Annotated in this window: 11 protein-coding genes; 7 read left to right on the forward strand and 4 right to left on the reverse strand. The window is 40.4% G+C overall.

From position 1 onward, the window contains the following. Window positions 1-18 precede the first annotated feature (18 nt). Genes LJD61_RS10980 through ribH form a run of 3 tightly spaced genes read left to right on the forward strand, consistent with a single transcriptional unit; the run spans window position 19 to window position 2,360 of the window. A complete protein-coding gene (locus tag LJD61_RS10980; RefSeq protein WP_255227730.1) occupies window positions 19-657 on the forward strand; it encodes a riboflavin synthase in 639 nt (212 codons plus the stop codon). A gap of 11 nt (window positions 658-668) precedes the next feature. Beyond that, window positions 669-1,868, forward strand: a complete 1,200-nt coding sequence (locus tag LJD61_RS10985; RefSeq protein ID WP_255227588.1) for a bifunctional 3,4-dihydroxy-2-butanone-4-phosphate synthase/GTP cyclohydrolase II — start codon at window positions 669-671, stop codon at window positions 1,866-1,868. 24 nt (window positions 1,869-1,892) lie between these two features. Next, on the forward strand, window positions 1,893-2,360 hold the full coding sequence (ribH, locus tag LJD61_RS10990) for a 6,7-dimethyl-8-ribityllumazine synthase (RefSeq protein WP_255227589.1): 468 nt from the start codon (window positions 1,893-1,895) through the stop codon (window positions 2,358-2,360). Between the two features lie 679 nt (window positions 2,361-3,039). On the opposite strand, the gene LJD61_RS10995 is transcribed toward ribH, so the two are convergent. The 4 genes from LJD61_RS10995 to LJD61_RS11010 are packed head-to-tail and all read right to left on the reverse strand — an operon-like array spanning window position 3,040 to window position 7,702. Next, window positions 3,040-4,563, reverse strand: a complete 1,524-nt coding sequence (locus LJD61_RS10995) for a caspase family protein (protein ID WP_255227590.1) — start codon at window positions 4,561-4,563, stop codon at window positions 3,040-3,042. Window positions 4,564-4,607: 44 nt separating this feature from the next. Next, complete coding sequence (locus tag LJD61_RS11000) at window positions 4,608-5,084, reverse strand: hypothetical protein (RefSeq protein ID WP_408615281.1); 477 nt, start codon at window positions 5,082-5,084, stop codon at window positions 4,608-4,610. Between the two features lie 12 nt (window positions 5,085-5,096). Further along, window positions 5,097-6,329 (reverse strand): hypothetical protein, encoded by a 1,233-nt coding sequence (locus LJD61_RS11005; protein ID WP_255227592.1) that lies wholly within the window; start codon window positions 6,327-6,329, stop codon window positions 5,097-5,099. 53 nt (window positions 6,330-6,382) lie between these two features. Then, window positions 6,383-7,702 (reverse strand): phospholipase D-like domain-containing protein, encoded by a 1,320-nt coding sequence (locus LJD61_RS11010; RefSeq protein ID WP_255227593.1) that lies wholly within the window; start codon window positions 7,700-7,702, stop codon window positions 6,383-6,385. Window positions 7,703-8,024: 322 nt separating this feature from the next. Here LJD61_RS11010 and LJD61_RS20770 point away from each other — a divergent pair, with 322 nt between their 5' ends. The 4 genes from LJD61_RS20770 to LJD61_RS11030 are packed head-to-tail and all read left to right on the forward strand — an operon-like array spanning window position 8,025 to window position 13,291. Further along, window positions 8,025-8,198, forward strand: a complete 174-nt coding sequence (locus LJD61_RS20770) for a helix-turn-helix domain-containing protein (RefSeq protein ID WP_303740744.1) — start codon at window positions 8,025-8,027, stop codon at window positions 8,196-8,198. A 53-nt stretch (window positions 8,199-8,251) separates the two neighbouring features. After that, entirely contained in the window at window positions 8,252-10,240 is a 1,989-nt protein-coding gene (locus tag LJD61_RS11020) for a Druantia anti-phage system protein DruA (RefSeq protein WP_255227595.1), read from the forward strand. A gap of 4 nt (window positions 10,241-10,244) precedes the next feature. After that, complete coding sequence (locus LJD61_RS11025) at window positions 10,245-11,810, forward strand: adenylate kinase family protein (RefSeq protein ID WP_255227596.1); 1,566 nt, start codon at window positions 10,245-10,247, stop codon at window positions 11,808-11,810. Further along, window positions 11,810-13,291, forward strand: coding sequence for a hypothetical protein (locus tag LJD61_RS11030; protein ID WP_255227597.1), 1,482 nt, complete (start codon window positions 11,810-11,812; stop codon window positions 13,289-13,291). Before LJD61_RS11025 ends, LJD61_RS11030 begins: the two co-directional genes overlap by 1 nt. Window positions 13,292-13,358 lie beyond the last annotated feature (67 nt).

A 13,358-nucleotide genomic window follows, 5' to 3' on the forward strand; every position in this document is an offset into this window, starting at 1 on the left:
AGAAAGCGAGGTGATTGGATGTTCACAGGAATCATAGAGGAAATCGGCAGAATACAAAGCATTCGCAAGGGCGCGGAATCCGTTGCTATCTCTGTGCAGGCAAAGAATATTATGCAGGATATCCGCATTGGCGACAGTATCGCAGTCAACGGCATCTGCCTAACAGTTACATCCTTTTCTCAAAGCAGCTTTACAGCCGATGTGATGCACGAAACTCTGAACCGTTCTGCTCTTGGAGGTTTGCGAATAGGAAGCCCGGTAAATCTGGAACGTGCCATGCCTGCCAATGGCAGATTCGGCGGGCATATTGTCTCTGGTCATATAGATGGCACCGGGACGGTTACCTCAATTCGGAAAGACGATAACGCCATTTGGTACACCATAAAAACTACCCGGGAAATCTTGAGGTATATCATTGAAAAAGGCTCAATTGCACTTGATGGAATCAGCCTGACGGTGGCAGAAGTTCATAAGGATGGCTTTAGTGTTTCCATCATACCACATACAGCGGTAATGACAATTCTATCAAGCAAAAACGTTGACGATAAGGTCAATTTGGAAAACGACTGTATCGGCAAATATGTGGAGCGACTAATAGGAATACAGCCGTCAAAAACAAATATTACATCCGACTTTCTTGCGAAATACGGATTTTAGGAGGAATCAATATGTTTCAATTCAATACCATTGAAGAGGCTCTAAAAGAACTGCAGCAAGGGAAAATCATCTTGGTTACAGACGATGAAAACCGGGAAAACGAAGGTGATTTTATTTGTGCCGCCCAGTTCGCCACTACTGAAAACGTGAATTTTATGGCGGTACATGGAAAAGGGCTTATTTGCATGCCTATGAGTGAAGAACTTTGTAAAAAGCTGAAGTTCCCTCAGATGGTCAGTGACAACAAGGATAACCACGAAACGGCGTTTACAGTTTCTGTTGATCATGTGGATACTTCCACCGGCATTTCGGCTGCAGAGCGCAGTATCACTGCTATGAAATGCGTGGAGGATAATTCGGAACCGGAGGATTTCCGACGTCCCGGTCATATGTTCCCACTATTGGCAAGGAAAAACGGCGTACTGGAACGAAACGGACATACCGAAGCCACAGTAGATCTGATGCGGTTGGCCGGTTTGAAGAAATGCGGTCTGTGCTGTGAGATCATGCGTGAGGACGGAACCATGATGCGTACACCGGAGTTGATGGAACTGGCGAAAAAATGGGAGTTAAAAATAATTACAATCAAGGCCTTACAGGAATACCGAAAGAGAAATGACAAGCTTGTTGAGCAGATTACCTCTACCGCTCTTCCCACAAAATACGGTGACTTTAAAGTTTACGGATACATCAGCAAGCTCAACGGTGAGCATCATGTGGCGTTAGTCAAGGGAGAGATTGGCAATGGTCAAAACCTTCTATGCCGTGTCCACTCAGAGTGCCTTACCGGCGATGCTTTCGGTTCCATGCGCTGTGACTGCGGCCAACAGTTTGCGATGGCAATGACGCAAATAGAGAAGGAAGGCCGCGGCATTCTGCTTTATATGCGTCAGGAAGGGCGTGGTATTGGACTCATAAATAAACTACGTGCCTATGCACTCCAGGATCAGGGTATGGATACTTTGGAAGCCAATCTCGCTCTCGGTTTTGAGGGGGATATGCGAGAATATTTCATCGGCGCGCAGATTCTCCGCGACCTTGGAGCAAAGACATTACGTCTGCTTACCAACAACCCCGACAAAGTCTATCAGCTTTCCGGTTTTGGTATGGAGATTTTAGAACGCATTCCCATTCAGATGAATGCTACCCCACATGACCTGTTCTACCTGAAAACTAAACAGGTGAAAATGGGTCACATTTTGAACTATTAATATATAAACAGAGGAGTGTTAAGAATGAGAACATTTGAAGGAAAACTCGTATCTAAAGACATTAAAATCGGCATCGTTGCCGCACGTTTCAATGAATTTATAACAAGCAAGCTGCTGAGCGGTGCGTTGGATGGACTAAAACGCCATGATGTCAGTGATGACAATATCGACGTCGCATGGGTTCCCGGAGCATTTGAGATCCCGCTGATTGCATCCAAAATGGCGAAAAGCGGCGAATACGATGCGGTGATCTGCCTTGGTGCGGTTATCCGTGGCAGTACAACGCACTACGACTATGTTTGCAGTGAGGTATCCAAAGGCATTGCATACGTATCTCTCAACAGCGATATTCCCGTCATGTTTGGTGTACTGACTACGGAAAATATCGAACAAGCCATTGAACGTGCAGGTACCAAAGCAGGCAACAAGGGCTTTGACTGTGCCACCGGAGCAATTGAAATGGTCAACCTGATTGGTGAAATCGAAGTATAGCATGATGAATCTAGTTTTCGATTTTGACGGTACTTTACACGAAAGCATCCATATCTACGCACCTGCATTCCGCCTCTCTTATGAGCGCCTTATAAAAAAAGGGCTTTGCACCGCGCAGGGAATGGACAAATACTGAAATCAGCCGCTGGTTAGGATTTTATTCCAGGGGTATGTAGGCAAGGTTTATGCCTGAACTTCCTCAGCTGGAAAAAGATTTATACGGCGGGATAATGGGTGCGAAGATGGTGCGTTTAATCCACGCGGGAAAGGCAAAGGGGTACAAGCTAATCTTTCTCAGCAACTGTAAGCATAGCTATATGCAGGCACAGCGTGAATATTGGGGGTTGGATAAATATTTTTCAGCGTTTTATTGTACAGAAGATTTCGGCTTCGCACCCAAATGGAAGATTGTTAACACTATTCGTCATCATTATTACGCACTCCACGTGCCTTGAGGATACAAAAAAGATGTCGTACTAATCTGGTATCCCCTTGGCGGGGATGCATATTTCTAAAACAGTCGCCTGAATAAGCCATTTTTTTAGTCGATTTGGTGCCTGCTTTTGCTAACAATTCTAGCAAATTGTAAGCAATAAAACCTTCAAAAAGCATGTTAATCTCTTGAAGGCTTTATTCGATACAATTATCTTATCTAAATCTCTTTTATACATAGTATTGTTTATATCATAATTTTCTTAAGTGTTTCTAAATCATCATAATATCTACTTACCGTCATATTCATACATGCAATTCTATTATCAGGCGTCTTGGTTGACAAATATCTCTTGTTATAAAACAAGGTAAAATCATGTATTGTGGCAGATAAATTAGAGCAACACTGACTCCACTCTTGAAGCTCAATTGGAGGAATAGCGAGATCAGTTTCTTCAAAATAATACTTATCAATTGAAGGAATTATCGTTCCCAAATCATCCATAAGGGTTTCTTCTGACTTGGTTCCATTTAGGAACTCATTATATAGTCCAATCACTTTTTCAGCTAGTGTAATAAGGTGAGACATTATCGACTTTGTCTTTTCAATTAATATATCCTTATCCCCAATATTTTCTTCTGTGAAAATTTTTAAGTTCTCATAATACGAATGAATATTGAAATGAATATCATTTATAATGATACTGTTATTATCTATCCTATACCACCACTTTTTATCTTGATGTTCATCCACCCATGTTGTATGACAAAGGTAATTGCTATTTACGATATCAGATTCATCACGTCCGAAATAGCAAAACACTAGATTCGCGCTTTTCCCTTGCCAGCGCTTTTGTGAAATATCATTCTTATAAACATCAGCTTTTTTTACTTTGTTAACAATTTCATGATTTGCAATAGAGATTTCTTCAAAGGAAAATGGGCTTTTCAATATTACTTTAACGGCATATCGTTTTAGAGAGCCTGTGTGCAGAGGCTCGACCGCATAAATTATGTAATCTTCAGTTTCTTCATATATTCTCGCAGTAAGGTATGGGTGGTACTCCTGTACTTCAAAGAATATAGTCCCACCCATATTTGCTCTAAAAATTGGAGTTTGTTGTTTATGAGGGTTCTTTTTATTCCAGATATCTAGATAAAGAAATAACAGCTTACTTATATCATATAGAGATTTCTTCCCTTGCCTGATTATATGAACATCATTTAAAGCCTCGCATAAAAAACTTGTGAATAAGCTAATAGGCTTATCCGGATGCCCAAATGATAGCTGTGTAGCATTACTTGAAGCCAACACTGCGTACCCTCTTCCCGCAAATTCTTCAACAGCTTCATCGATATTGAAAGTAGCAGTCTGGTCAATAGTGAAGTTGCCGGACATGCAACAATCCAAAATTACAATTTTGTTTTTAGCAGGTGCTTTTTCGAGGTTCTCGATAATATCCTTTGTTTTAATGGCCGCATCACTAAGAAAGAGATGATGACCATCAGGTAAAGAACCACCATGACCAGAGAAATAAAAAATCACGGTATCGCCGGTTCCGGTACTTAAAATCAGATTGTTAAGGGCACATAGAAATTCAGCCCCTGTTACAATCCCAGTTTCACCGCAAGTATTAACATTTGACTTATCAGTCTTCAGCCCTGACACTAATGAATCGCGGACAACATGAATATCATTTTTACAAAACGGTAGGTTCTGTTGTTTTATTGAAGTATAATCACTCACTCCTATAACCAATGCCTTTAACAATAGTGTCAACCTCCTTGACAAGATTTACTGTTTCAAATATCCCTTCAATTATAAAACCTTGAGAAATCATTTGCACGATATTGCTCATATTGCGGTTTTGCATATTCTTTAGGTTCACCTGTTATAGGATCTTTTTTCTTTCCATTAAACCATATACTACGCTTCCCGGCATTTTTGCCAGTCTTGTTTGTTACACATTCTTTTAAAAATTCTTCCGAAGACATAATCCACATTATCTCTAGGCGTTCTGAATAGAAAATGAAAAAATAATTAGCCCTATATTCATGAGTCATTGCGGCGAATAATGCCGCATCGCCCTCTATAACATCCTTTGATCTTGCTTTAATCTGAACCTCAATAAAGCTTCCGTCCTGTTTTCTGATAATAACATCAATCCCATCATCATCGACCAACGGGACATAACAATCTATGCCTTCCTTTAACATTAAGCCTATTATGTAATACTCCATCCTTTTACCGAATCCCGCACTATGCCTGAATGAAATTGCCAAACAATTCACCACCTAAATATTCTAATCGCTCTCATCTTCTATTAGCTCAAATATATGTTTACTTTTACCTAAAAGCTCGTCATCCTTTTCTGTAAGAGGATCAAGCCAATCCGCCTTATCACGAGCCCATTTCAGCCATTTAGAGAGCATCACTCTTTTTTCCGCATAGGAAACGTCGTTTATTTGTCTTTCCATACAGTCAACAAATCTTCTTATTTTTTCGGCCTTATCCCAATCTGAAGCAGCCTGTTCTAGAAGCTTTATCTCTTCTAATTCGCCCTTCCTCATTTGTTCAAGACGCCGTTGTCTTTCTCGTTCATCCCGCTCTCTTTTTTCTTCTCGTTCCTTCAGCTCGTCTATAGATAAATGCTTATTTGCGACAACAAACATATCATAAATAATTTTACCCACTTGGGTTTCCAAAGGTCCGTTATCATTATCTTTATAATTCATACTGCACTGGCCACTATTTGTAAACCAGCTCTTCGCAGACATGGATAGCACCAAGTATGTCTGGGCTTCAGAGTTACTTTGAGAACCGCGTTTTTTTCTTAATTCTTCTTTTACCTCGAAATAAAAGGAGGAACGCATTATAACGAAATAGGCTTTGTCCTTGCCTGCTTCTATGCTAACACGAGTATATCCTTCCATCTCTTCAAGCGTACTTATAATTGCATCCAGAATTCTGTACACTCTGTTTAAGTTAGATTCGGAAACATTTATTGGAAGGATGGGATTGTTTTCTCTGTATTTGCTTTTTACATTAGCATAGTAGGTTGAATTGAAATTGGCCTGTTTTAGTGCCTTATCCCTCTTTTTTCTATAAATAACTTCTTCCTTATGCTCAGTAATTAAGTGATGAGGGCTTCTAAGCTGGCCTTTTACCTGAACTTGAGAGCATATATCCTTTATAAGTTTTTTTGTCTCATCTTTGAGTAAACATAGTTCTTCATCAGCCATTAACTCTGCATCAGTTAATTGTTCAATGCCTGTCCTATACTTTATAGCATAATTACGGACATGCTTCTTAAGTTCGCCTGTTACTTTTGGCAAAGCGGGCTTTGGCACTTTTTGCCCTGCTTTAACTCTCGCCCAATAACCACTAGGTGGCAGCGGAATTCCGAGCCTTTTGCAATGCTTACGTAGCCCGTTATCGGACATTCCATACCTTTTCGCAACAGTAATTACAGGCTCAGACCATATCTCATTATATAATTCTTCTCTTTCATCTGCAGTTATATATTTAAAATCCACAAAACCACCTTCAGCATAAGTGTAATCAATATATTTCAAGTAATCGAGTGACGTTAAATAGCCGGCCTCCATACCATTGTGTTATATAAGGGCAGAAGGATTTTCATTACCCTCAGTATCTCGGCGCAGATGGTATCCTTCTTCTTAAGGATTTCATCATCAGGCTCATAAAATTTCCTTAGATACGATTCTCGACCGTCCTGGTCATTCTTTTTGAAATAATCACAAAATGTTTCAGGATTCTCATTATCAATATCAAAAGTGAACCCGCTATCCTGTGCGCTGTCCCAGATAACCCATTCCATTCCCTGGCCTTGAAGCTTCCGCAACTTCGACTCTATTTTAGGTTTTAGTTTTGTCAAATGCTCATGAAGATAGGCCCGGTCAATGGCATCATGTCTTACCGCTAAAAAGAGGTTAATATCGATGCCGTCAGATCCGATGCTATATTGCAAACATCCGTGTTTTTGAAACCCGTAAATATCGTCGTCTTTTTCTTTCCCCATATTTAGGACATCTACTTCGGGCGGTGTTTTGCCATAACGTACACCAAGCCAGCCGACAGAGTACTGGTTTATCGGGTGAGGCACTATCAGAGAGGTTATATTCTCTTTCCGCTTGTGATGAGCGATTCCTAATGGTTTAATGCTCGGATATATCTGCTGATGTATGCTGAGCATTTTTGTCTGTACTCTTTTACGTTTATCTGCAATAGCAGAACCTGCCTCTTTTTGGTTTCGTGGAAAAAACGTTTCATAATTCTCATAATTAAAATAATAATCATCAAGATCATAATCATCCGGCGAGAACGGATCATCCTTATGAGTAAAGCCCGTCAGCTTAGCCGACAGCTTTCTCTGGACTTTATGAAGCTCCTCTATTTCGCCTTGAATATCTTTATAATATTTAATAACTTCAGTATTCACTGTTTGGGCAATGCGTTCGCAAGTATCGAAAAAGGAAGTGACAGATTTAATATCATCAGACGACGGAGTGCCGATAAAATCGAACTCTATGTTGTCGGCCATTCCTCCCTCTGTAAAATTGGATGAGCCATATATCAATTTGTCAGGTTTCCCGCGGAAAAGATATACCTTGGCATGAAAGTTATGATCAAAGAGAATTTTCGTATTGCAGAGTTCAGATAATTGCTCAAGAATTTTGTATGGCTTATCTGATGAGAACTGCGCTGAAAGATATACGGTAATGCTTTCCTTTTTCAACGAGTATGTATCCTTGATCTGCCGGAGTATTCTGACACCGTCCGTAGATAAAAATGCTGAAGCTATTATCACATTAGACACTGATTTACACGACAGGAGCTCGCTTTCCAGTGTTGTACCAGCTTCAGTTTTATGTTTCCAGTAATACACTATATCTCACCTCAATATATAAGATCATTCACCTTAAACTATAGAAACAAGCCCTTCGGCTTGTTTCTTCTTCGTTGGGTGCTTAAGCCCTACAGTCTTTTCACCGAAACTAATAATCTGAGAATCTATACGAAGCATACCATAATTTTCAATTTACGACAATGCTTTAATTAAAAACACCTTGGCAGAAGTGCCAATAGATTACGAGAAATCATAATTTTAATGGAGTTTTGCCACTTTCTGTAGTATAATAGATAATAGTAAAATAAACCGTCGTATGCTTGAGGTGAAAATAATGGGAGTCAGCTATAAAAGGCTATGGATGCTAATTATTGAGAAGGATCTAAAAAAAGCACAGGTACGGCAGATGGCTAATGTAAGTGCAAGCACCTTTTCAAAAATGAGTAAAAACGAATATGTAGCTCTAGATGTCTTGGTTCGCTTATGTATTGCCCTTGATTGTGAATTAAGCGACATCGTCGAGATTGTTCGATAATTAATTCTAACATGATATGCAATTTTATTTTTTAATCCTGGAGGTCGCTTTTTATGGCAATAGAGGCAAATGAAATATCAGAAATATTTTCTCCTGCACTGAATGAGGAATACACAAGTAGATTTCAGTGCTTGGTTAAGAAAATCGGAGATGTCTTCCCCAATTATAGGGAATTATTAATAAAGCAAGAGATATCAACTACCGAAAGCTGTACCCCTGAAAATGATTTCGAGGGGTTAAAATACATAGCAGCCCTTAGAGTACTATATGATTTAGCTCAGCAGGGATGGAGCCTTGAGGTGCAAAACAATACAGAGCTTTACTTAACAATGCTTACTGAAAATTCTAACAGCAAGGACTATATCCGGAATCGCTTAAGCACCGAAAGAAAAGCACAATTTAAGGTCGACTCCACGTTACGCTTTATTAACTATATGGAGCGCGTAAAGGTGTATCATAACCGTGAGATATCCATTAAAAACCTAATCGGTAGCAAGGAGGCTCTAATCGAAGCAATTAACAATAACCAGCGTGTTGTCGATCCCTATATTCAGTTGGTTACTCATTCGATTGATGAGCATACAGGCTACCGGGATATAGACATATGGAGATATTTCAGGTATACCTGGTCTATCCCCTATAAGACAATGCCTGGACGAAATCTGTTCTACCTCGTTAGGGACCGCGCACAGGAATTTCATCCAGTCATTGGCATCTTTGCATTAGGAAATGCTGTGTTAAATCTGACGGTACGTGATAATGAAATTGGCTGGACAGTGGATGCCATTCGCTCCACCTTAGAGCGCAAATCTTCTAAGGAAATTAGCACACAGGAGGTAAGTCAAACCAACGGTAAGAAAGTAACCTCTAAGAGGACTCGGTATTTAGAAACCGAAGAGGCGCATATAGCTAGAACTACCGCCTATTCTCAAAAAACCATGGAGGTGCTGCTTGGAAACCTTAAAAATGCGATCAATGATATATATGTAAGGGATCTAGGCTACCATAGGGGCACCAAATATCCCTCAGAGGAGAAAATTAATGAGCTGAAACGCCTATATGAGGAATTACGCGAGCAAGCAATAGATAATAAAAAAACAGCTAAGGTTACCGATTGGGAGGATGAAACAAAGGAGATTCTTTTCAAAAAAAAGCGTACCTTCGAACTGGCAAAGCTGCTTGACGCAATGCGTTGGTTCAATCATTTTAAGTGCGACAGCTATACAAAATGGCTTGACAGCATGGTGAAAAATGAACAAGGTAGAAAAGCCATTAATGTCGCTCTTGTTGCAAATAGAAAGACGAAAATCGGCTCGAATATGATGGAAATCATCGTATGTGGAGCAATACCGCCCTACAATGAATTGCTTGGTGGCAAGCTAGTAAGCATTTTGGCCTGTAGCCCTGTTGTAATCCGTGATTATACTGAAAAATATAAAAATCAGGTTAGTGAAATTGCTTCGCGCATGAAGGGCAAAAGGGTAATACGCGACAGTCGGCTCGCCTTTTTAGGCACAACCAGCCTTTATTCTATCGGAAGCAGTCAATATAACCGAATCAAGGTTCCGATAAATGACGAGTTTACTCTCCAGTTTAAGAAGATGGGAATTACCGAGGGCTATGGGACCGTATATTTCTCTAAGGAAACCACCGATGCAATGATGCGTATTTTGGAGCTACAGGATGGTGGACGCAGAATAAATAATGTTTTTGGCGAGGGGACAAGTCCCCGCTTTCGCTTAATAAGCAGAGGTCTAAGCACATTAGGAATTAAGGCTGACGCTTTTCTTAAGCACTATTCTCCAAGGGTCGTATACTCTATAGAGTTGGCAACTAACACGAATGAATTTCTCCTTGGTTATACAGATGAGCTTAATTATTCCTTTGACATCACCAGTAATGAGGATGTTAATAAAAAGACACAAGGCTTGATCGAATATTGGTATGAGCGATGGATGAGTAAAAGGCTTCACACTGTTGATATTATTCAACGTCTACAGGCCTTTACTCCCGAAAGCATCATGCTGAACTATACGAGGTGAGGTTATGAACAGCTTACAGTTTATTAAAAAGCTCTATAATGGGAAGAATTGCTATTCAGACTCCCTAACAGAGGATGAAATAGCCCTACTACATATTCCCTCCGGCGTTGAGCGAATTGTTGAGGAAATGGTGGATACCAATCGCATCATCTTCCTCACTGGTAACCCAGGGGACGGTAAAACATATATTATTCGTGCCTTAGAAGCAAAGCTAGTACAAAAGGATGTTTATATCGAAAAGGATATGAACAGTGTTACAGATGATAAAATAAGCGATGTCATCAACAAAATCGTTGAATGCTACCATCACAACAAAAGCTGTATAATTGCTGCAAATGAATTTCCCTTCTTTAAGCTTATAAGAGCCTCAAAAGCACTTGCTCCTGAACTGCATAATGAGCTTATAAATGTGAAGAAAAACATTATTGTTTACGGCTATTCAACCCTCCAATTGCGTCGGATTTGTATTATAGACCTTAACGAAAGAAATCTGCTTGATAAGGATCGTAGCGTGATTCCTCCAATTGTAGGCAAGTTTGTAGAGCTTTTAAAGGACAGCACCGGAGTTAATTCTGTGCTTGACTATAATGTTGAAGCACTACAGAGCAAACTCGTAATCGATCAGCTAATGCGACTTTTTAACCTTGTTGCAATGAGCGGTGAGCATTTTGCCATTCGAGATATTCTTGGCACGCTTGCCTATGCCATAACTGCTTGTACAGTGGATGACGAGGATATTAATGGCTATTACTATGATGCATTGTTTTCTGGGGACAATGAGCTAATGTCCTTCATAGCTCAGTTTGATCCGATTCTGCTTTCTAAGCCAAGCTTGGATGAGCAGCTATGGAACGGTGAAAAAACAGATGGCTGGCTTATGGGTGCTCCTAATAAATGGCCAAGGGAGCTTACTGATGAAAGCGTTGAGGAGGCAACCGAGCTATTTAAATCAATAAAGCGTAAATTTTATTTTGAAAACATATTTGCAAAAGAGTTAAGCGAGCTTCAGCCTGTTGATTATACTGACTGTGAGCGCATTTTTGTAAGCTTGGGTAGCTCAAGCAATAAAAGAGGAATCCTCAATATGCTTATCAATTCAATGAATCGCTTGTTTCTGTCAACTGACGAGGAAAAGGAGCGACTACGAATTTGGACCTCTCACAGCTTTGATCTTAGCCGCGAAGCTGGTGCTGCTGTTTCAACAAAATATATTGACGCTGCTGACCTTGATCTTGTATATCCTGAACCCATCTCCTGGCTGAAGGAGATGGAATTTACACCAGATCACCTTGTTATGAAGCTAAAAAGGGACAATAACTCGCCTAGGCTCGAAATTGACGTTACGCTATTGCGTGGGCTTATAAGCATTAAAAATGGATATCCTGCCAGCCTGCTTTCGGGGCAATATGAGCAAGCTATCTCTCAATTTACTCAGGCCTTAGCCGCAACCTCCGCTGCTAGAGATTATGGCGATGGAGAGCTATTGATAGCCAATCGACGAGAGGGCTCAAGGAAAAAGATCTACATTGAGGATAATAAGTATAGTTTTCATGACGGGGGTGATTTTTAATGGCACATGAAGTAGATTTTTTAGATGGATACGGCGATGAAATATGTACTGCTCTTGGCTTTAATCCAACCTCTAATTCAACAAAGCCCCTTTCAATTGCAAACGCCTTATTTCGTTCCTGCTTGGGTACAGTCTGCGATATTAAGGATATACATGAATGGATTACAAGCGAACGCAGAAACAACCAGCGTATAATATCCTCTGCTGAAATACGTGATAAATATCGGGACATCCTTGTGCACGGTACTAATGAATCGGTAGACGATATTAAGGAGGCTCGGTTTGTCCTTGAGCAAATTTTCAATCCTGATTCAACGGTTTACCCAAGCTATCAGAACTCGGTTTTAAATATTTCCTCTCGCTGGCTAATACGCTCCTCCCTTCCAGCCGAAGCAAGGCTTGGTGATTTTATTTTTGAGATCCTTTGCCACCCCATCGAAGGAAAGACCTCCCCAGCAATTGAGCTTATTTGCAATGCTCTTAAGGATGACGACGATGATATATCTCGACTCATAAAACCAATATTAACGAGCTCGTATAAGGAGCGTATATCAGATATCGAGGTCAACCCTAATAGCATTAGCTTAAATAGCAGCAAGCAAGCTATAAGAAGAGGCTTTGATAATCTAGCTGCAAACCTGTGTTATACCGGTCAAGCACGAAATTCATTACTAGTACTTAAGCGAATGGCAAATTTCGCCGTTTTTGCTTCCTATTATTATTTAGTTGATGTAAATAACGCGGAATACCGCGGAAATAGAATTCCGCTTCTGCTTGACTCCTTTTCTGATTTAGATGCCATTGAGCGTGCAAGCGAGCTATGCTACATTGCCTGTAAAAAATCTGTTGAGGCGTATATAGTAAACCTGCTTGAGGATATTATACGTAAGGAGAAGCTTGTGGTGGACACTAAAAGCGCTAATGCATGTAGAGATTTTATTATAGGCATGCCGTTAAAGGCTGCTAAGGAGAAAAAGAATGCTCGTGAAGCTCTAATGCAATACTTCGAAACCTTTTGTGCTGGTGGGGATGACCCCTTAAGAGCCTTATCACGGGCACTTCAATTTGCTATCTATACATTTACATACCCGAATAATACTCCATCTGATTTCTGCCGTGTATTAGGCACGAGAGCAGGGTTGGTAGGACCCGGTGGCGGAGCTAAGTTTAAGCGGCTGCTTATTAATCGCTTTTTGCTTGAAACCCTTGTCCTAAGCACTATAAATCTTGAAGGTATGCCGGATGGTATTGAACTGCGTGAGCTTGGAGAGCTTTTAAGATCGCAATACTACATACTCATTGGCACCGATACTGATAAGGATTATTCCCTATTAGATCAAGCTAAAATTGCACAGGATGCACCAGAGGATTTGCGTGGCGAATTAGCAAGCAATGCTCGGAATATTGCCGATATGCTTATTACCATGGGCTTGGCAAAAAGATATGCCGATGGTGTTACTATAATAGGATGGGGGTTGTAAAATGCAAACGCTTTTAACCAAGGTAATCATAAAAGCAGTTATAGCCAAGGAAAATGCTGACGGCTTT

Source organism: Lutispora saccharofermentans (assembly GCF_024363565.1).
Classification (GTDB): Bacteria; Bacillota; Clostridia; order Lutisporales; family Lutisporaceae; genus Lutispora; species Lutispora saccharofermentans.

Coding starts and splice junctions, on each gene's coding strand:
- LJD61_RS10980 (WP_255227730.1), top strand. CDS start 19: ATGTTCACAGGAATCATAGAGGAAATCGGCAGAATACAAAGCATTCGC.
- LJD61_RS10985 (WP_255227588.1), top strand. CDS start 669: ATGTTTCAATTCAATACCATTGAAGAGGCTCTAAAAGAACTGCAGCAA.
- ribH (WP_255227589.1), top strand. CDS start 1,893: ATGAGAACATTTGAAGGAAAACTCGTATCTAAAGACATTAAAATCGGC.
- LJD61_RS20770 (WP_303740744.1), top strand. CDS start 8,025: ATGCTAATTATTGAGAAGGATCTAAAAAAAGCACAGGTACGGCAGATG.
- LJD61_RS11020 (WP_255227595.1), top strand. CDS start 8,252: ATGGCAATAGAGGCAAATGAAATATCAGAAATATTTTCTCCTGCACTG.
- LJD61_RS11025 (WP_255227596.1), top strand. CDS start 10,245: ATGAACAGCTTACAGTTTATTAAAAAGCTCTATAATGGGAAGAATTGC.
- LJD61_RS11030 (WP_255227597.1), top strand. CDS start 11,810: ATGGCACATGAAGTAGATTTTTTAGATGGATACGGCGATGAAATATGT.